This is a genomic window from Streptomyces sp. NPDC018964, assembly GCF_044390325.1.
GTDB lineage: Bacteria > Actinomycetota > Actinomycetes > Streptomycetales > Streptomycetaceae > Streptomyces.
In genome coordinates this window covers 394,445-415,090 of sequence record NZ_JBIRYZ010000002.1, presented here as the reverse complement: position 1 = coordinate 415,090, position 20,646 = coordinate 394,445, and the positions used below count along the sequence as shown (strand labels likewise).

At 74.1% G+C, this 20,646-nt stretch carries 18 protein-coding genes and 2 pseudogenes; 11 read left to right on the top strand and 9 right to left on the bottom strand.

Annotation, left to right across the window (positions count from 1 at the left end):
- Nucleotides 1-52: 52 nt before the first annotated feature.
- Both ACH5AO_RS04615 and ACH5AO_RS04610 read right to left on the bottom strand, forming a co-directional pair.
- The gene (locus ACH5AO_RS04615; RefSeq protein WP_398921711.1) at nucleotides 53-1,354 is read right to left on the bottom strand and encodes a hypothetical protein; all 1,302 of its coding nucleotides are present in this window, start codon (nucleotides 1,352-1,354) and stop codon (nucleotides 53-55) included.
- Nucleotide 1,355: 1 nt separating this feature from the next.
- Nucleotides 1,356-1,898, bottom strand: a complete 543-nt coding sequence (locus ACH5AO_RS04610; protein ID WP_398781865.1) for a sigma-70 family RNA polymerase sigma factor — start codon at nucleotides 1,896-1,898, stop codon at nucleotides 1,356-1,358.
- A gap of 331 nt (nucleotides 1,899-2,229) precedes the next feature.
- Between ACH5AO_RS04610 and ACH5AO_RS04605 the strand changes: the two genes are divergently transcribed.
- Both ACH5AO_RS04605 and pepN read left to right on the top strand, forming a co-directional pair.
- Nucleotides 2,230-3,246, top strand: coding sequence for an aspartate-semialdehyde dehydrogenase (locus tag ACH5AO_RS04605; protein WP_398921709.1), 1,017 nt, complete (start codon nucleotides 2,230-2,232; stop codon nucleotides 3,244-3,246).
- Between the two features lie 250 nt (nucleotides 3,247-3,496).
- A complete protein-coding gene (gene pepN, locus ACH5AO_RS04600; protein ID WP_398921707.1) occupies nucleotides 3,497-6,109 on the top strand; it encodes an aminopeptidase N in 2,613 nt (870 codons plus the stop codon).
- A gap of 145 nt (nucleotides 6,110-6,254) precedes the next feature.
- On the opposite strand, the gene ACH5AO_RS04595 is transcribed toward pepN, so the two are convergent.
- Entirely contained in the window at nucleotides 6,255-7,214 is a 960-nt protein-coding gene (locus ACH5AO_RS04595; protein ID WP_398921705.1) for an EamA family transporter, read from the bottom strand.
- A gap of 110 nt (nucleotides 7,215-7,324) precedes the next feature.
- On the opposite strand from ACH5AO_RS04595, the gene ACH5AO_RS04590 reads away from it, so the two are divergent.
- Nucleotides 7,325-7,831 carry a MarR family winged helix-turn-helix transcriptional regulator gene (locus tag ACH5AO_RS04590; protein ID WP_398921703.1) on the top strand — a complete coding sequence of 169 codons (507 nt, stop codon included), beginning with the start codon at nucleotides 7,325-7,327 and terminating at the stop codon, nucleotides 7,829-7,831.
- Between the two features lie 14 nt (nucleotides 7,832-7,845).
- Here ACH5AO_RS04590 and ACH5AO_RS04585 read toward each other — a convergent pair whose 3' ends face one another.
- The 4 genes from ACH5AO_RS04585 to ACH5AO_RS04570 all read right to left on the bottom strand — a co-directional run bounded on the left by ACH5AO_RS04585 (nucleotide 7,846) and on the right by ACH5AO_RS04570 (nucleotide 11,073).
- Nucleotides 7,846-8,067 carry a hypothetical protein gene (locus ACH5AO_RS04585; protein WP_398921701.1) on the bottom strand — a complete coding sequence of 74 codons (222 nt, stop codon included), beginning with the start codon at nucleotides 8,065-8,067 and terminating at the stop codon, nucleotides 7,846-7,848.
- 237 nt (nucleotides 8,068-8,304) lie between these two features.
- On the bottom strand, nucleotides 8,305-8,580 hold the full coding sequence (locus ACH5AO_RS04580; protein WP_398921699.1) for a hypothetical protein: 276 nt from the start codon (nucleotides 8,578-8,580) through the stop codon (nucleotides 8,305-8,307).
- A gap of 152 nt (nucleotides 8,581-8,732) precedes the next feature.
- Complete coding sequence (malQ, locus tag ACH5AO_RS04575) at nucleotides 8,733-10,790, bottom strand: 4-alpha-glucanotransferase (protein WP_398921696.1); 2,058 nt, start codon at nucleotides 10,788-10,790, stop codon at nucleotides 8,733-8,735.
- Between the two features lies 1 nt (nucleotide 10,791).
- A complete protein-coding gene (locus tag ACH5AO_RS04570) occupies nucleotides 10,792-11,073 on the bottom strand; it encodes a hypothetical protein (protein ID WP_398921694.1) in 282 nt (93 codons plus the stop codon).
- Nucleotides 11,074-11,369: 296 nt separating this feature from the next.
- Between ACH5AO_RS04570 and ACH5AO_RS04565 the strand changes: the two genes are divergently transcribed.
- From ACH5AO_RS04565 to ACH5AO_RS04545, 5 genes and pseudogenes are all read left to right on the top strand, one after another.
- Nucleotides 11,370-14,261 carry a beta-N-acetylglucosaminidase domain-containing protein gene (locus tag ACH5AO_RS04565; protein ID WP_398921693.1) on the top strand — a complete coding sequence of 964 codons (2,892 nt, stop codon included), beginning with the start codon at nucleotides 11,370-11,372 and terminating at the stop codon, nucleotides 14,259-14,261.
- A gap of 13 nt (nucleotides 14,262-14,274) precedes the next feature.
- Nucleotides 14,275-14,793, top strand: coding sequence for a PadR family transcriptional regulator (locus ACH5AO_RS04560; protein WP_398922009.1), 519 nt, complete (start codon nucleotides 14,275-14,277; stop codon nucleotides 14,791-14,793).
- Nucleotides 14,790-15,047, top strand: a pseudogene (locus ACH5AO_RS04555) (ATP-binding cassette domain-containing protein); the annotation flags it as partial. The gene ACH5AO_RS04560 and the pseudogene ACH5AO_RS04555, both read left to right, overlap by 4 nt.
- A 1,004-nt stretch (nucleotides 15,048-16,051) precedes the next feature.
- Complete coding sequence (locus tag ACH5AO_RS04550; RefSeq protein ID WP_398921691.1) at nucleotides 16,052-16,528, top strand: SMI1/KNR4 family protein; 477 nt, start codon at nucleotides 16,052-16,054, stop codon at nucleotides 16,526-16,528.
- Nucleotides 16,525-17,181 carry a class I SAM-dependent methyltransferase gene (locus ACH5AO_RS04545; RefSeq protein WP_398921689.1) on the top strand — a complete coding sequence of 219 codons (657 nt, stop codon included), beginning with the start codon at nucleotides 16,525-16,527 and terminating at the stop codon, nucleotides 17,179-17,181. The genes ACH5AO_RS04550 and ACH5AO_RS04545 overlap by 4 nt, the downstream gene beginning before the upstream one ends.
- On the opposite strand, the gene ACH5AO_RS04540 is transcribed toward ACH5AO_RS04545, so the two are convergent.
- Together ACH5AO_RS04540 and ACH5AO_RS04535 are read right to left on the bottom strand one after the other, a co-directional pair.
- Complete coding sequence (locus ACH5AO_RS04540) at nucleotides 17,172-17,366, bottom strand: DUF397 domain-containing protein (protein WP_398921687.1); 195 nt, start codon at nucleotides 17,364-17,366, stop codon at nucleotides 17,172-17,174. The genes ACH5AO_RS04545 and ACH5AO_RS04540 overlap by 10 nt on opposite strands.
- A gap of 3 nt (nucleotides 17,367-17,369) precedes the next feature.
- A pseudogene (locus ACH5AO_RS04535) lies at nucleotides 17,370-18,451 on the bottom strand (helix-turn-helix domain-containing protein).
- On the opposite strand from ACH5AO_RS04535, the gene ACH5AO_RS04530 reads away from it, so the two are divergent.
- The 3 genes from ACH5AO_RS04530 (at nucleotide 18,450) to ACH5AO_RS04520 (ending at nucleotide 20,632) form a co-directional block, all read left to right on the top strand.
- Nucleotides 18,450-18,914: an ATP-binding protein gene (locus ACH5AO_RS04530; protein ID WP_398921685.1), complete on the top strand. Its 465-nt coding sequence runs from the start codon at nucleotides 18,450-18,452 to the stop codon at nucleotides 18,912-18,914. The pseudogene ACH5AO_RS04535 and the gene ACH5AO_RS04530 overlap by 2 nt on opposite strands.
- 114 nt (nucleotides 18,915-19,028) lie before the next feature.
- Nucleotides 19,029-19,637, top strand: coding sequence for an RNA polymerase sigma factor (locus ACH5AO_RS04525; protein ID WP_398922007.1), 609 nt, complete (start codon nucleotides 19,029-19,031; stop codon nucleotides 19,635-19,637).
- Complete coding sequence (locus tag ACH5AO_RS04520) at nucleotides 19,634-20,632, top strand: zf-HC2 domain-containing protein (RefSeq protein WP_398921683.1); 999 nt, start codon at nucleotides 19,634-19,636, stop codon at nucleotides 20,630-20,632. The genes ACH5AO_RS04525 and ACH5AO_RS04520 overlap by 4 nt, the downstream gene beginning before the upstream one ends.
- The last annotated feature ends 14 nt before the right edge of the window (nucleotides 20,633-20,646 follow it).

The following is a 20,646-nucleotide window of genomic DNA, read 5'->3' as shown; positions in this document are numbered from 1 at the left end:
CGGTTCGGACAGGGGCGGGCGTCCGTTGCGGGCGCCCGCCCCTTCGTCGTGCTCAGCCGCAGGTGAGGGTGCGCGATGCGGGGAGCGAGGCGGTGATCCGGACCCGTTCGGGTGCGATGTCCGCCTCCCCGACGACCACCGTGTCCGGGTGGACGCCCTCGGCGGGCATGCCGACCAGCACCTGGTCGCCCTCGTGCAGCGGGGCGTCACCGACGGGGTCGTGGAGGAAGGTGACCTCGCCCTCGCCCTTGTAGTAGCGGCTCGCCCTCAGCGTGACGCGTTCCGCCCCGGCCCCCGGCATCTGGTCCACCGTCAGCACGGTGCCCTCGGCGACGAGGCGGGCGCAGGCGAGGTAGCGGGGACTGCCGAAGGCGGCCCCGCCCGCGTCCTTCCCTCCGGCCTCCTCGGAGTCGGCCTGCGCGGCGGAACTGCCCGCGTCCGAGTCGGCCGCTCCCCCGGTCTGCGTCACGAGCCACCCCATACCGACGACGACGGTGGCGGCAGCGGCGGCCACGAGGGCGCCGAGGGCGGCCTTGAGGGGCCGCCGCCGGCCGCGGTGCGGTCCGCGGGGGCCGCGTACGGTGCCGGGGCGCCCGCCGGCCGGGTGCCTCACCGCCGGCCGGGCGGCCGGCGGCCCGTCCCCGGAGCGGGGCCCGGCCTCCGGTTCCGGACCGGCCCCCGGCCCGCCGGCGAGCCGCCCGGCCCCGCCTCGCCCCGCCGGCGCACCGGCACCCTCCCCGTCCTCGGCCGCCCCGGCGAGAGCGTCCCCGATCAACGCCAGCTGTTCCCGCAGCACGGCGACGTCGACGACGGCCGCCCGGTGCGCGGCCACGACCCCCGGATCCTGCCGTGCCCGCACGGACAGGGGCTCGTCGAGAAGGACGGCCATCAGCGCGTCCATACCGCCGGGGGCGGGACCGTAGCCCTCTCGGTCATCGTGCGCGGAGCCGCCGCCGTGGGCGCGGCTGCCGCGCCCGGGAGCCCCGTCGCCGGGACTGTCACCCTCGCGCGCAGGGTCGCCGCCGCGGCCGACGGGCGCGGGGCCGCCGGACTCCCGGCTGCCCTGCCCAGACCTGCCGCCCTCACGGTCCTCGTGCGCAGGGCCGCCGCGACCGGCGGACGCGAGACCCCCGCGCCCGAGCCCCCCGTCGCCGGGGCTGTCGCCCTCGTCGCCCTCTCGCACAGGGCCGCCGCCGTGGACGCGGCTGCCCTGCCCAGGCCCCTCGTCACCGGAGCTGCCGGCTTCGTGACGGTCGTGCGGGGTGGGTTCTTCGTGGTGCGGGGTTTCCTGCTCGGGGCCGGGTTCGGCGGGGTTGTCGCGGGACGGGTCCCGGTGTTCGTCGTGGGCCGGCATGTCACACCACCTCGTCCTCGTGCAGGCGGGCGCGCAGGGCGCGTACCGCCGTGTGCAGCCTGCTCTTGACCGTGCCCTCCGGGACGCCGAGCTGCTCGGCGATGGACCGTACCGGCAGGTCGGCGTAGAAGCGCAGCACCACCACCTGGCGCTGCGCGTCGGGCAGCTCGTCCAGGCCGCGGGCGACGGCGAGGGAGAGCAGGCTGGTCTCCTCGCCGGACGGAACCGTCTCCGCCGGACGGAGCGCGGTGAGGCGCTCGCCCAGCCGCTCCTGGCGCCGCTTGGCGCGGTGCCAGTCCATGGCGAGGTTGGAGGCGACGACCGCCGCCCACGCCGAGACGTCCCGCGGCGCCTCCCGCCCGCTCGCGGCGCGCTCCAGCAGCCGCAGGCGGACCTGCTGCACCCCGTCCGGCAGGTCCGCCTGCGGTACCCCGCCCAGTGCGAGCACCGCCCGCACCCGGCGCTCCTGCGCCGCGTCCAGCGGGTCGTCGTCCGTGGCGACGTACGACGACCCCCGGCCGCGCCGGGTCCTTCCGCGCAGCACCGGCCACCCCCTCACGCTGTTTCCCCTACGACGCCGGTCCCGCCCGGAACGTTCGACGGGGTCCTCCGGATCCGGCCGAGGCGTACGTCACACCACGTGTGGACGGGGGCGGACCGGGCAGGGGACCTTGCGGTCCGCGGCCCCCGAAAGCTGAATTCATGCAGTTCAGAGGGGTGACGGCCGAAGGTTCGCAGCCGGTGGCCGCGGCCGGTGCGTCCCACGTGGTGGGCGGCACCCGCAAAGAATTGGACAGGCGGGCCGTGGTCGGCCGCATCATGGAAGAGCCTCGGCCAGGCATTCAGGAACAAACCAGGACACAGAGGGAGTCGCCGTGAGGGTCGGAATCGTCGGAGCCACCGGTCAGGTGGGCACGGTCATGCGCAGGATCCTCAAGGAGCGGAACTTCCCGGTCACGGAGCTGCGCCTGTTCGCCTCGGCCCGTTCGGCGGGTACGGAGCTGGACGGCGTGACGGTGGAGGACGCGTCCACCGCCGACTACAGCGGCCTGGACATCGTGCTGTTCTCCGCGGGCGGCGCGACCTCGAAGGCGCTGGCCGAGAAGGTCGCCGCGCAGGGCGCGGTCGTGATCGACAACTCCTCCGCCTGGCGCAAGGACCCCGAGGTCCCCCTCGTCGTCTCCGAGGTGAACCCGCACGCGATCGCGAACCGCCCCAAGGGCATCATCGCCAACCCGAACTGCACGACGATGGCCGCGATGCCGGTGCTGCGTCCGCTGCACGCGGAGGCGGGCCTCGAGGCGCTGGTCGTCGCCACGTACCAGGCGGTGTCGGGCTCCGGCCTCGCGGGCGTGGCGGAGCTGCACGGCCAGGCGCAGAAGGTGATCGACGAGGCCGACAAGCTGACCCACGACGGTGCGGCGGTCGACTTCCCCGAGCCCGGCGTCTACAAGCGCCCCATCGCCTTCAACGTGCTGCCGCTGGCCGGCAACCTCGTCGACGACGGCCTGAACGAGACCGACGAGGAGCAGAAGCTGCGCAACGAGTCCCGCAAGATCCTGGAGATCCCCGGGCTGAAGGTCTCCGGCACGTGCGTGCGCGTCCCGGTGTTCTCCGGGCACTCGCTGCAGATCAACGCCCGCTTCGCCCGCCCGATCAGCGTCGAGCGCGCGACCGAGCTGCTGGCGGACGCCCCCGGTGTCGTCCTCACCGACATCCCCACCCCGCTCCAGGCCGCAGGCCAGGACCCGTCGTACGTCGGCCGGATCCGCCCCGACGAGACGGTGGAGCACGGCCTCGCGCTGTTCGTCTCCAACGACAACCTCCGTAAGGGCGCGGCGCTGAACGCCGTGCAGATCGCGGAGCTGGTGGCGGCGGAGCTGAGCGCGTAACGCGCCGCGGGCATGACCGAGGGGGCCGTCCACCGGTGGGCGGCCCCCTCGGGGCGTTCGGAGCGCCGGATGCCGCCGCGGCCGGCCCACCGGCGCCGGCACGCGTCCCCACCCGCGTGCGGGGCCACCGGCCGGACCCGTTCCGGCAGGCCCGACACAGGGGAATCCCCACGGTCCGGCTCGGTCGTCGCCTCATCCCGGCGCCGCGTGGAAGGATGGCGCAACCCACACATATCGAGGAGATGACCGCGTGCCTGGCACAAACCTGACTCGCGAAGAGGCGCGGCAGCGGGCGAAGCTGCTGACCGTTGACTCGTACGAGATCGATCTCGACCTCTCCGGCGCGCAGGGTGGGGGCACCTCCCGCTCGAGCGAAGCCGAGAGTGGGGGAGGTACCTACCGGTCCGTGACCACGGTGCGCTTCGACGTCGCCGAGGACGGCGACGGCGCGGAGTCCTTCATCGACCTGGTGGCCCCCACCGTGCACGAGGTGACCCTCAACGGGGACTCCCTCGACCCCGCCGAGGTCTTCGCGGACTCCCGCATCGCCCTGCCCGGCCTGCTGAAGGGCCGCAACATCCTCCGGGTGAGCGCCGACTGCGCGTACACCAACACCGGTGAGGGTCTGCACCGGTTCGTCGACCCGGTCGACGGCCAGGCGTACCTGTACACCCAGTTCGAGGTGCCCGACGCCCGCCGCGTCTTCGCGAGCTTCGAGCAGCCCGACCTGAAGGCGACCTTCCAGTTCACCGTGAAGGCGCCCGAGGGCTGGACCGTCGTCTCCAACTCGCCCACGCCGGAACCGGTGGAGAACGTCTGGACGTTCGAGCCGACCCCGCGCATCTCGTCGTACATCACGGCCCTGATCGTCGGCCCCTACCACTCCGTGCACAGCGTCTACGAGAAGGACGGCCGGTCCGTCCCGCTCGGCATCTACTGCCGTCCGTCGCTGGCCGAGCACCTCGACTCCGACGCGATCTTCGAGGTCACCCGGCAGGGCTTCGACTGGTTCCAGGAGAAGTTCGACTACGCGTACCCGTTCGAGAAGTACGACCAGCTGTTCGTGCCGGAGTTCAACGCGGGCGCGATGGAGAACGCGGGCGCGGTGACCATCCGCGACCAGTACGTCTTCCGGTCGAAGGTGACGGACGCGGCGTACGAGGGGCGCGCGGAGACCATCCTGCACGAGCTGGCCCACATGTGGTTCGGCGACCTGGTCACCATGGAGTGGTGGAACGACCTGTGGCTGAACGAGTCGTTCGCCACCTACACCTCCATCGCCTGCCAGGCGGCGGCGCCGGGCTCGAAGTGGCCGCACTCGTGGACGACCTTCGCGAACTCCATGAAGACCTGGGCCTACCGCCAGGACCAGCTGCCGTCCACGCACCCGATCATGGCGGACATCCGCGACCTGGACGACGTGCTGGTCAACTTCGACGGCATCACGTACGCCAAGGGCGCGTCCGTGCTGAAGCAGCTCGTCGCGTACGTCGGCGAGGACGAGTTCTTCCGGGGCGTGCAGGCGTACTTCAAGCGTCACGCGTACGGCAACACGCGCCTGTCCGACCTGCTGGGCGCGCTGGAGGAGGCCTCGGGGCGCGATCTGAGGACCTGGTCGAAGCAGTGGCTGGAGACGGCCGGCATCAACGTGCTGCGCCCGGAGATCGAGACGGACGCCGACGGTGTCATCACCTCCTTCGCCGTCCGCCAGGAGGCCCCGGCGCTCCCGGCCGGCGCCAAGGGCGAGCCGACGCTGCGCCCGCACCGCATCGCGGTCGGCGCCTACGACCTCGACGCCGACGGCAGGCTGGTGCGCGGCGAGCGCGTCGAGCTGGACGTCGACGGCGAGCTGACGGCCGTACCGCAGCTCACCGGCAAGCGCCGCCCGGCGGTGGTGCTCCTCAACGACGACGACCTGTCGTACGCCAAGGTCCGCCTGGACGAGGCCTCGCTGGCGTTCGTCACCGAGCACCTGGGCGACTTCGCGGAGTCCCTCCCGCGCGCCCTGTGCTGGGCCTCCGCCTGGGACATGACCCGGGACGCGGAACTCGCCGCCCGCGACTACCTGTCCCTGGTCCTGTCGGGCATCGGCAAGGAGTCCGACATCGGCGTCGTGCAGTCGCTGCAGCGCCAGGTGAAGCTGGCGATCGACCTGTACGCGGACCCCAACGCCCGCGAGGCCCTGCTGGCCCGCTGGACCGACGCCACGCTGGCCCACCTGCGGTCCGCCGAGCCGGCGAGCGACCACCAGCTGGCGTGGGCGCGGGCGTTCGCGGCGACGGCCCGCACGCCGGAGCAGCTGGACCTGCTGGAGGGCCTGCTGGCCGGTACGCAGACCGTCGAGGGGCTGGCCGTGGACACGGAGCTGCGCTGGTCGTTCGTGCAGCGGCTGGCGGCGGTGGGCCGGTTCGACGAGGCGGAGATCGCGGGCGAGTACGAGCGGGACAGGACGGCGGCCGGTGAGCGGCACGCCGCGACCGCCCGCGCGGCCCGCCCGACCGAGGAGGCCAAGGCGGAGGCGTGGGCCTCGGTCGTCGAGTCCGACAAGCTGCCGAACGCCGTCCAGGAGGCGGTCATCGCCGGCTTCGTCCAGACCGACCAGCGGGAGCTGCTGGCGCCGTACACGGACCGGTACTTCGAGGTGCTGGCGGACGTCTGGGCGTCCCGTTCGCACGAGATGGCCCAGCAGATCGCGGTCGGCCTCTACCCGACGGTCCAGGTCTCCCGCGAGACCCTCGACAAGACGGACGCCTGGCTGGCCTCCGCCGAGCCGAACGCGGCCCTGCGCCGCCTGGTCTCGGAGTCCCGCGCGGGCGTGGAGCGCGCCCTGCGCGCCCAGGCGGCGGACGCGGCGGCGTCCTAGCCGGTAGGTCCCACGCGCGTCAGGGGCGCCCGGTGTTCGCACCGGGCGCCCCTGCCCAAACACCCCTTCCAGCCCCGCTCCGGGGCCAGCGGCGGCGCCGTCACACCGACGCGTGTCGCGCCGCCGGCGGTCTCCCGGTGGACCGTCACGCGCTCCCCTGTCGCGAAGGGGCGTTCGCCGGGGCCGGGCAGGGGGCCGTGACCCTCGCGCCGGACCTCTCCGGCCGTTCCGCGGCGCGGGCCGGCCGGGCGCGCGGGCCGGCCTGTCCCGCCACCGTCGCGCCGAACGCCAGCGCCATGCCCGCCAGTTGCGGCGGTGTCAGGCTCTCGCCGAGGGCCGCCCAGCCGGTCACCGCCGCCGTGAGGGGGCTGAGCGGGCCGAGGAAGGTCACCTGGGTGGCGGTGAGGCGGCCGATGCCCCGGAACCAGAGCCAGTACGCGATCGCCGTGTTCACCAGGGCGAGGTAGAGGTAGCCGCCGACCGCCGGGGCGTCCAGGGCGGGGGGCGCGCCCTCGGCCAGGAAGGCGACGGGTGCGATCAGCAGGCCTCCGGCCGTGAGCTGCCAGCCCGTCAGGGCGAGCGGGCCGACGCCCTCCGGGCGGCCCCAGCGCTTGGTGAGGACGGTGCCGGCGGACATCGAGGCGGTGGAGGCGAGGGCCGCGGCGACACCCGGCACGTCCAGCGCGCCGGCCGCCCTCAGGACCACCAGGCTGACGCCGAACGCGGCCACGACGCCGGTGACCACATGGCGGGCCGTCGGCCGCTGCCCCAGCAGCAGCGCCGAGAGGCCGACCACGAGCAGGGGGCCCACCGAGCCGACCACCGCCGCCATGCCGCCGGGCAGCCGGTACGCGGAGAGGAACAGCAGCGGGAAGAAGGCACCGATGTTGAGCGCGCCCAGCACCGTCGCCTTCCACCACCAGGCCCCGCGCGGCAGCACCCGGACCAGTGCGAGCAGGACCAGCCCGGCGGGCAGGGCGCGCACCAGACCGGTGAACAGGGGGCGGTCGGGCGGGAGGAACTCCGTGGTCACGGCGTAGGTGGTGCCCCAGGAGACGGGAGCGAGGGCGGTGAGCGCGGCGAGGGTGGCGCGGTTCGCGGCCATGACGGACGCACCTCTTCCAAATAGGTCAACGATAAGTAGCTTAGTCGCAAGCCACTTGCCTTCAAGCCACTTTCTTGCGGATGACCCGTTCCCGGCGGATACTCCTGCCCATGACCGCAGAACAGCGCCCCCAGGACCCCGTCGACGCGATCATCGAGCAGTGGGCGCGGGTGAGGCCCGATCTCGACACCGCCGGCATGGAGGTCTTCGGGCGCGTCTTCCGGCTCGCGCGCGCCATGGGCGACCGGATGGAGAAGGAGTACGCCGCGTACGGGATCTCCCGCGGGGAGTTCGACGTCCTCGCCACCCTGCGCCGCTCCGGGGAGCCCTACACCCTCTCCCCCCGCCAGCTCTCGGCCACGCTGATGCTCACCACCGGCGGGATGACCGGCCGCCTCGACAAGCTGGAGCGCGCGGGACTGCTCCGCCGCTCCCCCGACCCGCGCGACCGCCGCGGACTGCAGGTCACGCTCACCGAGGCGGGGCTGCGCCTGATCGACGCGGCGGTCGGCGCGGGGCTCACCGTCCAGACGGAGGCCCTGTCCGCCCTGGGCGGGGAACGGGCGGGGGAGCTGGCCGGTCTGTTGCGGGAGCTGCTGCTCGCGACCGAGCGGTAGGGGCCCGCCCCTCCTCAGCCGGTGAGCGCGGTCTCGGTCCCGGCGGGTCCCGCCGGGACCGACGCGCGGGGCGCGTATCCGTCGGGGCGCACCGGCACGGTCGTACGACGGGCGCCGGACGCCCCGCGCGCTCCGCCGCCGGCCGTCGCCCGCGCGCGCCCCTGTCGTCGTACGGCTCCGGGGCGATCGGCGGCGCGCGGCGGCCGCCGTGCGGGGCCGGTGGAGGAGTCGCCCACGCCGTTGACGGTGGGCGCGCTCTCGGGCCGCTCGGCGAGCCGGACGTCCGCCGGGAGCAGGGGCGTGACGACGGAGGCGCCGGGAGGGACGGGCCGGCCGTGCGGGCCCGCCGCCTCACCGCACGGTGAACGCGCCGAGGGCGCCGCTCCGTCCCGTACGGCGGACGCGCGTGCGTACGGGAGGGTCGGCGCCCTCGTGGAAGTGCGCGGGGCCGCTCGCGGGCGGCCTGCCCCGGGTCAGGCCTTGGCCTCGGCCTTGGTGGCGATGTTGGAGCTGGTCGGGTCCTTCTTCTGGTGCGACTTGTCGCCGACCATCACCAGGGCGGCGATGATCACGAACAGTGCGATCGGGGCCACGACATAGAGGCCCAGCGTCTCGATGACGCTCAGGCCCGTACCGGGGTCGTCGCCGTCGTCGCGGGTGAGCGCGAGCGCGGGGGACGACATGAGCAGCATCATCAGCGTCGTACCGGCTGCCAGGGCGCCGGCGCGCAGGGCGTTCTTCTTGTCCACGGTGCCCAAACTATCCAACGCGGTCGGGCTCCGCGCGGGCGGGGTGTCCTAAGGGGCCCGGCCGGTGCGGGCCGGGGGCGGGGTGCGCGGTCCGGCGCTCGCGGGGGACTCCCCCGGAGGGGGCGCCCCCTGCCCCGTACCCCCGGCCGGCGTCATCGCCTCAGCACGTCCATCAGTGCCCGCAGCCTCGCCGATCCCGCCAGTTCCTCCAGCGTCACCGGTCTCCCGCGGGCGTCCGCGATCGGCAGCCGCCAGTTCGGGTACTGGTCCCACGTCCCGGGCAGGTTCTGCGGGCGCCGGTCCCCGACCCCGTCCGGCAGCCACACCCCGACCATCCGCGCCGGCGTACGCAGCAGGCAGCCGTAGACGGCCCGGATCTCGGCCTCCTCGGAAGCGCCCGCCCCCAGCAGTCCCAGCCTCACGAAGAGTTCCCGCCACTCCTCCGTGTCGGCCGCCGCCTCCGCCCGCTCCTCCTCCACGGACCGTGTGAGCAGTCCCAGGCTGTCCCGGAGTTCCACGTGTTCACCGCTGAGCCGCGCGGCCGTCGGCGGCAGGTCGTGGGTGGTGGCGGTGGCCAGGCAGTCCGCGCGCCAGCCGTCCGGCGGCAGCGGGCGCCGGTCGCCGTCCCAGTCCCGTTCGAACCACAGCACCGACGTGCCGTACACGCCCCGTTCGCGCAGCGCCTCGCGCACGCCGGGCTCTACGGTGCCCAGGTCCTCGCCGATCACCACCGCCCCGGCCCGGGACGCCTCCAGGACGAGGACGGCGAGCATCGCCTCCGCGTCGTAGCGGACGTACGTGCCCTCCGTGGGCGGGTGGCCCCCGGGGACCCACCAGAGCCGGAACAGGCCCATCACATGGTCGATGCGCAGGGCGCCCGCGTACCGGAACAGCCCCCGCAGCAGGGCGCGGAAGGGGGCGTACCCGGAGGCGGCGAGCCGGTCGGGGCGCCAGGGCGGCAGGCCCCAGTCCTGGCCGCGCGCGTTGAAGGCGTCCGGGGGCGCGCCGACGGACATGCCGGCCGCGAAGTACTCCTGCTGCGCCCAGGCGTCGGCGCCGCCGGGGTGGACGCCGACGGCGAGGTCGTGGACGATCCCGACCGGCATCCCGGCCTCGCGCGCGGCCCGCTGCGCCGCGCGGAGCTGGGTGTCGGTGAGCCAGACGAGCCGGGAGTGGAAGTCGACGCGGTCCGCCAGCTCGCGCCGGGCGCGGGCGGTCCCGGGCGAGCGGGGGTCGCGCAGCGCGGCGGGCCAGCGGTGCCAGTCGGCGCCGTGGACCTCGGCGAGCGCGCACCAGGTGGCGTGGTCCTGAAGGGCCTGGCCCTGTCCGGTGCGGAAGTCGTCGTAGGCGGCGCGGCGGCCGGGTCCGAGCGGGACCTCGTGGATCAGTTCCAGCGCCTCCCGTTTGGCCTCCCACACGGCGTCCCGGTCGATCAGGGCGCCTCCGTCCAGCACCGCCCCGCGCAGCCGTCCGGCCCGCTCCAGCAGGGCGCGCACGCGGTCGCGGTCGTCGACGTACGCGAACTCGGGGACGTCCTCGATCCGCAGGTGGACGGGGTCGGGGAAGCGGCGGGAGGAGGGGCGGTAGGGGGAGGGGTCGGCCGGCGGGCCGGGGACGGCCGCGTGCAGGGGGTTGACCTGGACGAATCCGGCGCCGAGGGCGCGTCCGGCCCAGCCGGCGAGTTCGCCGAGGTCGGCGAGGTCGCCCATGCCCCAGGAGCGGCGGGAGAGGAGGGAGTAGAGCTGGACCAGGAGTCCGTACGAGCGTCCGGGCGGCGCGGGCAGCCCGGTCGGGGCGACGATCAGGTGGGCGCGGGCGGTGCGGCCGTCGGGGGCGGTGGCGGTCACCTCGTGCACGCCGGGCGGGAGGTCCTCGGCGGCGGCGCGGGTCTCGCCCTGTTCGGTGACGACGTGCAGCCGGGTGCCCTCGGGGAGCGCGGCCAGGGCGGCGGGGGCGCGGGTGCCCCAGCCGACCAGGGTGGGGGGCAGCAGCCGCTCGCCGGTCTCCCGCTCGCGGGCGGCGAGGGCGGCGCGGACGGCCCGCGGAGTGGCCGTGTCCACGCCGAGGGCGGCCAGCGCGAGGGTGACGGCGGTGGCCGAGGCCGTGACCGTGCGGTCCGGGGAGGGCTGGTAGGAGGTGGCGACGCCGTGCAGGGCGGCGAGCCGGGACAGGTCCTCGGAAGGGGCTTCGGCCGGCCGTGGCGCGCCCACCCTAGGGCTCCGGGCGGTACTGGGTCGGGAAGGAGTCGAGGCCCGAGGAGTCCGAGGTGTCCAGGGAGGCGTCGGACTCGCTGGTCAGGGGGGTGGTGTCGGCGAGCGGCGGTTCGCTGGTGAGGGGTTCGGCGTCGGGCAGCGGGGGTTCGCTGGTCATCGGGACCTCGGCGCAGGGGCCTTCCGCGCTGAAGACGCAGAAGTGCGGCTCCTCGACGTCGGCGGAGGACTCCGCCGCGGGTTTGGACAGGGCGGGTGAAGGAACGTGGGCGGGTGCGACCACAGTCGGCCTCCTCGTCGGGCACGGCGCGCGGATCACGCGGGGCGTACGGGGCGTGCGGGTTATCCCGCAGCCCTACCCAGGGGGTGCGACGCCAGACGCACAAACCCTTCCCGCGTGTTCCTGATCACATTCTTCCCCCGCCTCCCCTCTCCGCGACGGGACAAACGCGCCACAACGCCCCCTCTCATTGACACGTTCACCGCAGAAATGGTGGGCTCGGGTTCCTCGGTAACGGAATGGACACGGCCGCACCGGCCACCGGGCCGGGTGGCCCGTCGAGCGATCAGGAGGGCCCCGTGCGACTGCGGTGTGGGAGGACGGCGAACGCCGGGAGGACCGCCCTCGCCCTCGCCGTCCTCACCGGAATCCTGGGCACCGGGACCCTCGGTGCCGCGCCCGCCGCCGTGGCCGCGCCGCCCGCGCCGGGCACCACCACGGCCCCGGACGTCGGCACGGCTCGGACGGCGGAGCCGTCCGTGTGGCCGCGCCCCCAGTCCCTGCGCGCGAACGGCGCCCCGGTCGCGGTGACCGAGGAGGTCGCCCTGGCCGCGGACGCGACGGCCGATCCGTACGCCCTCGACGCGCTCCGCGCGCTGCTGCGGGAGGCGGGCGCGCGCCGGTTCACCGCCCCCGGCGCACAGGTGTCCGAGGGGGCACTCGTGGTGCGCGTGGACCGGGAACGCACCCCGGGCGACCCCCGGCACGCCCTCCCCGCAGGCGGCTACGCGCTGACCGTCGGCAAGGGTGCCGTCTCCCTGACCGGCGCGGACGGCGACGGCCAGTTCCACGCCGTGCAGACGCTGCGCCAGTTGCTGCGCCCGGACGGCGCCACGTTCACCGCGGCCGTCGTCCGCGACTGGCCCGGCACCGCCGTGCGCGGCGTCACCGAGGGCTTCTACGGCACCCCGTGGACGCACGAACAGCGGCTGGCCCAGCTCGACTTCATGGCCCGCACCAAGCAGAACCGGTACCTCTACGCGCCCGGCGAGGACCTCTACCGGCAGGCCCGCTGGCGCGAGCCGTACCCGGCCGGGCGGCGGGCGGAGTTCCGGGAGCTGGCGGAGCGGGCGCGGCGCGACCACGTCACGCTCGGCTGGGCGGTGGCGCCGGGGCAGGCGATGTGCTTCGCCTCGGACGACGACCTGCGGGCGCTGACCCGCAAGCTGGACACGATGTGGGCGCTGGGCTTCCGCGCCTTCCAGCTGCAGTTCCAGGACGTCAGCTACAGCGAGTGGCACTGCGGGGCGGACGCCGACCGGTTCGGTTCGGGGCCCGGCGCGGCCGCCCGCGCCCAGGCGCACCTGGCGAACGCGGTGGCCCGGCACCTGGCGGAGCGCCACCCGGACGCCGCCGCCCTGTCCCTGATGCCCACCGAGTTCTACGAGGACGGCTCGACGGCGTACCGGCGCGCCCTCGCCGAGGAGCTGGACGCGGGCGTCGAGGTGGCGTGGACCGGGGTCGGGGTGGTGCCGAGCACCATCACGGGAGGCCAGCTGGCGAAGGCGCGGGAGGTGTTCGGGCACCCGCTGGTGACCATGGACAACTACCCGGTGAACGACTACGCGCCCGGCCGGATCTTCCTCGGCCCCTACCAGGGCCGCGAACCGGCCGTCGCGGCGGGCTCGGCCGCGCTGCTCGCCAACGCGATGGCGCAGCCCGAGGCGTCCCGCATCCCGCTGTTCACCGCCGCGGACTTCGCCTGGAACCCGCGCGACTACCGTCCCCGGGAGTCCTGGCGGGCCGCGATCGCCGACCTCGCCGGCGGTGACGCCCGCCGCGAGGAGGCCCTGGCCGCGCTCGCCGGGAACACCGCCTCCTCGGTGCTGGGCGGCGAGGAGTCGGCGTACCTGCGGCCGCTGCTGGAGGCGTTCCGGCGGTCCCGCACTCCCCTTCCCGGCACGGACGGGACGGCGGAGGCGGCGCGGCTGCGGGCGGCCTTCGCCGTCCTGCGCGAGCTGCCGGAGCGGCTGTCCGGAACCGGGCTCGCCGCCGAGGTCGACCCGTGGTCCCGGCGGCTGGCCCGCTACGGCGAGGCGGGCACCACGGCCCTGGACCTGCTGCGCGCGCAGCGGGCCGGGGACGCGGGCGCCGCCTGGGCGGCGTACCGGCGGCTGGGCGAGCAGCGGGCGGGACTGGAGTCCTCCCGGGTGACGGTCGGCGAGGGGGTCCTCGACCCGTTCCTGAGCCGGGCGCGGCAGGCGTACGAGAGCTGGGCGGGCATCGGCCACGAGCCGCCCGCGCGGTCCGGCGACGACCGCGTCCTCGACCTCCCGCGCGCCCGGACGCTGGACGCCGTGACGGTGCTCACCGACCCGGGCACGCGGGGGGCCGTGGAGGTCCGTGTGCCGGGCGAGGGGTGGCGCCGCCTGGGCGCGCTGTCCGCGTCGGGCGCCACCGAACTGCCGTCCGGCGACGATCCGGTGGACTCCGTCCGGGTCACCGGCGCCTCCCGGATACACCACCTGGTCCCCTGGTTCGCGGACGCGCCCGCCGCCTCCGTGGAGCCGCCCGACGACCGCGCGGACACCGACATCGGCGGCACCCGGCGGCTGACGGTCACCCTCGGCTCGCTGCGCCCCGACGAGGTGCGCGGCAGGCTGACCGTGGACGCCCCGAAGGGCGTCGACGTGCGGGTGCCGAAGGACGCGCTGACCGTCCCGCGCGGCACGCCGGTGGAGGTACCGGTCGAGGTGACGGTGGATGCGGGCACGCCCACCGGGTCGTACGGCGTCCGGCTCGCCTTCGCCGGCACCACCCGCACGCTGACGGTCCACGCCGTCCCCCGCACCGCGGGCCCCGACCTGGCCCGCACCGGCCGGGCGAGCTCCTCGGCCGACGAGACACCCGACTTCCCGGCCCCGGCGGCGAACGACGGCGACCCTCGGACCCGCTGGTCGTCCCCGGTCGACGACGACGCCTGGTGGCAGGTCGAGCTGGAGCGCCCGGTGCGGCTGGGCGAGGTCGCGCTGCACTGGCAGGAGGCGCACCCGTCGGCGTACCGCGTGGAGGTGTCGGCGGACGGCCGTACCTGGCGCACGGCGGCGGAGGTCCAGGGCAGTCGGGGCGGCCGGGAGACCGTCCGCATGGACGAGCCCGGCGTCCGGCACATCCGCGTCCAGGGCGAGAAGCGGGCGACGCGGTACGGCTACTCGCTGTGGTCGGTGGAGGCGTACGCGGTCGCGGACTGAGCGTCCCGCCCACATCCTGCTGGGCCTGCTCGCCTCGGGGCCGAGCCATGGCTACGACCTCAAGCGACGCCACGACGAACGCTTCCCGCAAGCCCGCCCGCTGGCCTACGGGCAGGTCTACACGACGCTGCAACGCCTGGTCCGGGACGGCCTCGCCGACATCGAGGGCACCGACTCGGACGGTGGCCCGGAACGGACGACGTACCGCGCCACGGACGACGGGACGCGCGAACCGGCGCGCTGGGCCGGGGAGATCGCCCCGCCCGCGCCGTTCGTGACGAACGAGATCTTCGCCAAGGTCGTGGTGTCGATCCTGTCCGGCGGCGACCCGGCCGCGTACCTGCGCTCCCAACGCGCCGCCCACATGGAGCGGATGCGGGAGCTGACCGCGGTGAAGTCGGCGCAGGGCGCGGACCTGGCGACCGTGCTCTCGGCGGACTTCGCCCTCAACCACCTGGACGCCGACCTCCGTTGGATGACGACCACGGCGGCCCGGCTCACCACTCTGACCGCGGAGGTCGACACAGCATGAGCGTGGGGGACAACACGGCGGTGCCGCTGCTCGCGGGCCGCGCCCTGGTCAAGGCGTACGGCGGGACCGAGGCCCTGCGCGGCGCCTCCGTCGAGCTGCGGGCCGGCGAGATCCTCGCGGTGACCGGTACCAGCGGCAGCGGCAAGTCGACGCTGGTGCACTGCCTGTCCGGCATCGTCCGCCCCGACGAGGGGTCGGTGACGTACGCCGGTGAGCGGCTGGAGGAGCTGCCGGAGAGGCGGCTGAGCGAGCTGCCTGCTGGCGGCGGCCACCGCCCTGCCCCTGCTGGGGCGCACGATCCGCCCGGCGGAACTGCGGTACGCGTGAGAGGGCCTCAGTGTGTGCCGTCGGGTTCGGCGGCCCGGGTGATGGTCTTGACGCATCCGCCGGTGAAACCGTGGACGGTACAGCCCCGGCCGAACCTGGTGCCGCCTCACCTCGGCAGAAAGTACGCTGCCGATCATGAGTACTGAATTAGTGCAGGCGTGGCGGCGTATCGAGACTTGGCTCGCGGAGAACGCGCCTGGCTCTCATCGCTCTCTGAGGGCCCCTGCCGCAGAACTCGATATCGCCCGGGCACGCGCGTACGTACCGGTCCACAAGGATCTGGAGTCGCTGCTCAGAATCCATGACGGGACCGAGACCCATGAGATCGACGGGGATGAAGAAGGTGAAGTGAATCCCGCGGCCTGGCTGCCAGAAGGAAGCGAGTGGCTTCCGCTGGACCGGATGCTCAGTCTGCCGGCCGTCGCCCTGGCCGACCCGGACAGGCCCGACTGCGCTCCCTGGGCCGCTCCGGGGGACGGCCACGACGGGTTCGCCGTCGAAGGAAGGCTCCTCGGGGCACGTCACGCGCTTTCCCGACGACGGCCTGGCCCCGCTGGAGCCCACGCCCTCCCATCTCACGTCCCTCGCCGCGTATCTCACGGCCTTCGCGGAGGCCGTCGAGTCGGGCACGGGGCCGCTGATCACGCCCCGCAGCAGGCCCGGCATCGCCCTCGGCTGCCTGCTGTGGGAGAACCCGGAGCGGGTGTCCCTCGATGAGGTGCCCTGGCATCCCTTGCACCCCCGCCTGCTTGTCAGCACGTGAGGGTTCTCACGGTCCCAGGCGGATGGTTCCGGGGCGTGGGCTCGCTTCCCCCATTTCCCTAAACGTTATTCACAACGGACCGATCGGTGAATCACGGCCAAGCGCGCGCTGATATCTGACACTTGTCATTCATGAGTTCAGTTTCCCACCTGTCGATAGCATGAACACATGAGCGACGATGTGATCGCGGCTTGGGAACGTATCGAGTCCTGGCTGAGGCTCCACCCGCCGTCTGCCCCGGCGCCTCCCAGCGCCTCCGACGAGCTGATCGCCGAGGCAGAGATCGAGCTCGGGTTCGGCCTGCCCGCCGACCTTCGTACGCTGTGGAGGCGATGCGGCGGGCCGATCGGGCCGTTGACGCCCGAGGGCGAAGTACTGCTCGGAGTGCGCCAGGCCCTGGATGTCTACGACTTGCTGAATCACCCTGGGGCCTGGGAGAAGACATGGATTCCGTTCACCGCCGACGAGCCTGACGACCCGTTCTCCGGGACTTTCATCGACGCCGCGACAGGGTTGGTCGGGTCGTGGAACCGGCAGGACGTCTCTCACCTCTACGCCGACGGCAGCACCCTGACCGGGTACCTGACCGAGATAGCCGACGAACTTCGAGCACCAGCGTGGCGGGCGGGCGGAGCGCTGATATGACACCACTGCCGCACCGAGTCCTCCAGGCGCTCGACCGGTTCAACGCGGCCCACCCCTGGGACCACAACGCCCACTACCACCGGTGGATCCTGCGGCAACTTCCCCGCCGGTTCGGCCGTGCGCTGGACGTCGGCTCCGGCACCGGCGATCTGGCCCGGCTCCTCGCCACACGCGCCGACGAGGTCCGGGGCCTCGACTCCGACCCCGCGATCACCTCACGGGCACGCGCGCTGACCCCTGAGGCAGCGCCGGTGTCCTTCGCGGTCGCGGACGCCCTGACGGGGCTCCCCGCCGGACCCCACGACGTCATCACCTGCGTCGCCACCCTCCACCATCTGCCGTTCACCGAGGCCCTCACCGCCTTCCGGCGGCACCTGGCTCCCGGCGGCACTCTGGTCGTCGTGGGCCTCTTCCGGCCGCACACCGTCACGGACCACCTGCTCGGCGCAGCCGCCACCCCGCTGAACGCCGCCACCGGGTGGCTCAAGAACAAGGGCCGCGAAGCGCCCCGGCCCGTCTCGATGACCGCGCGGACCCGGCCGGCCGACATGACCTTCTCCGACATCGCCGGTGAGGCCCACGAGGTCCTGCCCGGCGCCCGGCTGCGCCGCCGGCTCTTCTGGCGCTACACACTCTCGTGGCGTCACCCCTGAGCGGGCAGCCGCCCCAACTCCCCCGCGAACCGCGCCCAGGCCTGCGGCGCGAGGCGGAGTATCGGACCGTCGGCAGAGTTCTTGGAGTCGCGAACGGCGACGGTCTCCGGGACGTTGAGGGCGACCTCGACGCATTCGCCGGAGGTATTGCTGTAGCTGGACTTCACGAAGACGAACTCGGACACCGGTCAAATCTCCTGTCGGACAGCCTCGATGAGCTGGACGGAGTCTCGCTGGGCAAGGCTCCGTCGCGCCGTGCGGTCGAAGAGGTCGCCGTAAGTGCTGCTTGTCGCTTCGTTCTCCACCCACACGCTGGACGCGACGGTGTCGGCCTGGACCACGTCCACCGCCTCGTCCTCGTTGAACGACAAGATGGTGAACGGGCCCGTGACGCACGGGTGCCCGCCGGCGTGGAACGGCAGAACCTGGAGACGTACGTTCTCCAGTTCGGCGATCTCCAGGAGCCGTTCCAACTGTCCTCGCATGGTCGCAGAACCGCCGATCAACTGCCGCAACGCCGCCTCCCAGACGACGGCATACACCTTGAGCGGACGCTCCCCCGTCAGACGATTCTGCCGACGCATCCGGATGTCGACGACCCGCTCGATCTCCGCAGGGTCCTCCCAGGGACCGACGCCCTCACCGACCGCCAGTGCTCGTGCGTATTCGGGGTCTGGAACAGGCCCGGCACCAGCGAGAGCTGCCACGTACGCACACGACTGGCCGCGTCCTCCATGGCGATGTACTCGGTCAGCGCGCCCGGGTGGGGTGAGTCCTGCCACCACCCCTTCGCCTTGCGCCTCTCACGGTCGAGCCTGGCCAGTTCCAGCAACTGGGCCACGGACTTCCCGTCCGTCAGACCGTAGAACTCGCACAGCGCGCGAATGTCGGGATCGCGCATCGGCACCCAGCCGCGCTCCATCTTGACGATCTTCGAGTTGGTCGCGCTGATGACCTCGGCGACCTGCTGCTGCGTCTTGGCCGCGGCGTCCCGCAGGCGCAGGAGTTCACCACCGAGTCTGCGCCCGAGCACAGTTGACGTCCGGTTCCCGAGTTGTGTGGTTCGAGTCACCCCCACATGGTGCCGGACTCGACACACAGCGTATCGCGGAGACAAATGTCTCCGTTTCGGTTGCACCGAGCGCAACTCGGCCGCTGCTTCCGGTACCCAGCCGCTCACTCTGCGGTCCGCACTCGGCGGAAGCGCACCGTCCTGCCCCACGCAGGCACGGCAGAGACACCGCCGTCCCCACTCGGAGGCATCCCCCATGGCAGAACCCGCCCCTTTGCCCGTACCGCTCCCCCTTCACGAAGACCGGCTCGACTACACCCCCACCCAGTGCAGCGTCCCCCTCGCCCGGCGCCATGCCGCGCGGCTCGTAGCTGAATGGGGGCAGCCAGGACTCGCCGACGACGTCGGCCTCGTCGTGTCGGAGCTGATGACCAACGCCCTGCTGTACGGCAGCGTCCGGGGACGGCTCATCCGCGTTCACGTCACCCTCGGTCACCGCATTCTGCGGGTCGAGGTGAGCGACCCGCGAGGCGAGCGGCTGCCGAGGCCGCACCCCGCGGGGGGTGACGCCGATCAGTTCGGACGGGGGCTCCTCCTGGTCGAGGCGGTCACCGGGCGGTGGGGACGGGAACCGCGGGCCGTCGGCAAGACGGTGTACGCCGAGTGGGACGTCCCCGGGCGGACGCCGCCCACATCACGGGCCCCGCTACAGAAGGCGTGAACACATGGCACCAGCGTGTTCACGCCCCCCAGGCGCGGGTCCCGGTGCCGGCCGATGCCGTGAACCGGCGTCCCCGCGGCCGTCGATAGACGGGGTGTGAGACTGTTCCGCCCCATGGGGGGCCACCGGGAGAAGGACGCGGGGGACTCCGACGCAACGCTGCTGAGGGCCGTCGCGGGTGGGGACCCGACGGCGCTGGCCGCGTTGTACGACCGGCACGCGGGCTGGTTGTACGCGCGGCTGAGCCGGCGCTGCGCCGACCCCGAGACCGTGCGGGAGGTGCTCCAGGACACGTTCGTCACGGTGTGGCGGTCGGCGGACGCCCACCGCGGCGAGCAGGCCGGCGGCTGGCTGTGGACCATCGCCGCGCGGCGGCTGGTCGACACGTACCGGGCGCAGGAGCGGGCCGCGCGGCTGCGCACGGCGCCGATGGAGGAGGCGTGGGACGGCCTCCCGCCGGCCGGGGCCGCGGCGCCGTCCGCCGAGGACCGGGTGCTGGCGGGCCTGGAGTACGGGGATGTGGGCACCGCCCTCGACCGGATCTCACCCGAACTGCGGGAGGTGCTGCGCGCCACGGTCGTCGACGGGCTGAGCACCCGTGAGGCCGCGCGGCTGCTGGGCATTCCCGAGGGAACCGTCAAGTCCCGCGCGATGCGCGCCCGCGCCGAACTGCGGGCGGTCCTGGCACAGATGAGCCCGTCACCGATGGGAGGTCCGGCATGACCGGCTGGCACGCGTCCGACCACCTCGTCACCCGTTACGCCGACGGCTGCCTGCCGGAGGCGGACGCGTGGTCGCTGGAGAAACACCTGGAGTCCTGCGTCGACTGCGCGCTGCGCGTCTCGCGGGCGGTACGCGCGACGGCGGCGGGCCCGACCCTGGCCGGCATCCGTGAGGCGGTACTGGCCGACGTCCGCGAGACGGCCCGGACCGACACGGTGGCCCGAACCGGCGTGTACAAGGCGGTGCCGGCCGGAGCGGTGCCGGTGGTGTCATCCGGGTACGGTCCGGTCTCCGGGGCGCCGGTTCCCGCGCGGCCTGCCGGATTTCCGGGCCGGGCCGGGCTGAGGGCGTTCCGGTGGCCGTCCGCCGGTCCGAGGACCGTGCGCGTGCTGTGGGCCCTGGGGCCGGCCGTGCGCGGTGCCTGGCTGCCGGCCGTGCTGCTCGTCGCCGTCGGTGCCGTCGCGCTCGCCCACGGGGCCGGCTTCGCCCACGCCCGGCCCTGGCTGCTGGCCCTCGCCCCGGTCGTGCCGGTCGCCGGGGTCACTCTGTCCTACGGGCCGCACGCCGACCCGATGCACGAGATCACCGCGGCCACGCCCTCGGCCGGGCTGCGGCTGGTCCTGATGCGCACGGCCGCCGTGCTGGCGGTGAGTCTGCCGCTGCTGACCCTCGCCGGGGCGCTGCTGCCGTCCACGGGCGCCCCGAACGCCGCCGCCTGGTTGCTGCCCGGTCTCGCGCTGACCCTGGCCTCGCTGGCTCTCGCCGGGTACGTCGGCCTGCGCGCCGCCACCGCCGTGACCGGCGGTGGCTGGCTGTGCGCCGTCCTCGGTCCGGTGCTCGCCGCCCCCGGCGGGCCCACCGCCGAGCTGGGCCTGCGGCTGTCCTCGTACCTCGGTGGCGCCCCGGCGCAGGGAGGCTGGGCGGCCGCGGCCCTCTTGTCCGCCGCCCTGCTGGCCGCGCGCCGCCCCGCCTTCCACTTCCTGGAGAAGAGTTGAGTACGGCTCCGCAC

Coding starts and splice junctions, on each gene's coding strand:
- ACH5AO_RS04615 (WP_398921711.1), bottom strand. CDS start 1,354: ATGCCGGCCCACGACGAACACCGGGACCCGTCCCGCGACAACCCCGCC.
- ACH5AO_RS04595 (WP_398921705.1), bottom strand. CDS start 7,214: ATGGCCGCGAACCGCGCCACCCTCGCCGCGCTCACCGCCCTCGCTCCC.
- ACH5AO_RS04590 (WP_398921703.1), top strand. CDS start 7,325: ATGACCGCAGAACAGCGCCCCCAGGACCCCGTCGACGCGATCATCGAG.
- ACH5AO_RS04550 (WP_398921691.1), top strand. CDS start 16,052: ATGAGCGACGATGTGATCGCGGCTTGGGAACGTATCGAGTCCTGGCTG.
- ACH5AO_RS04545 (WP_398921689.1), top strand. CDS start 16,525: ATGACACCACTGCCGCACCGAGTCCTCCAGGCGCTCGACCGGTTCAAC.
- ACH5AO_RS04530 (WP_398921685.1), top strand. CDS start 18,450: ATGGCAGAACCCGCCCCTTTGCCCGTACCGCTCCCCCTTCACGAAGAC.
- ACH5AO_RS04525 (WP_398922007.1), top strand. CDS start 19,029: ATGGGGGGCCACCGGGAGAAGGACGCGGGGGACTCCGACGCAACGCTG.
- ACH5AO_RS04520 (WP_398921683.1), top strand. CDS start 19,634: ATGACCGGCTGGCACGCGTCCGACCACCTCGTCACCCGTTACGCCGAC.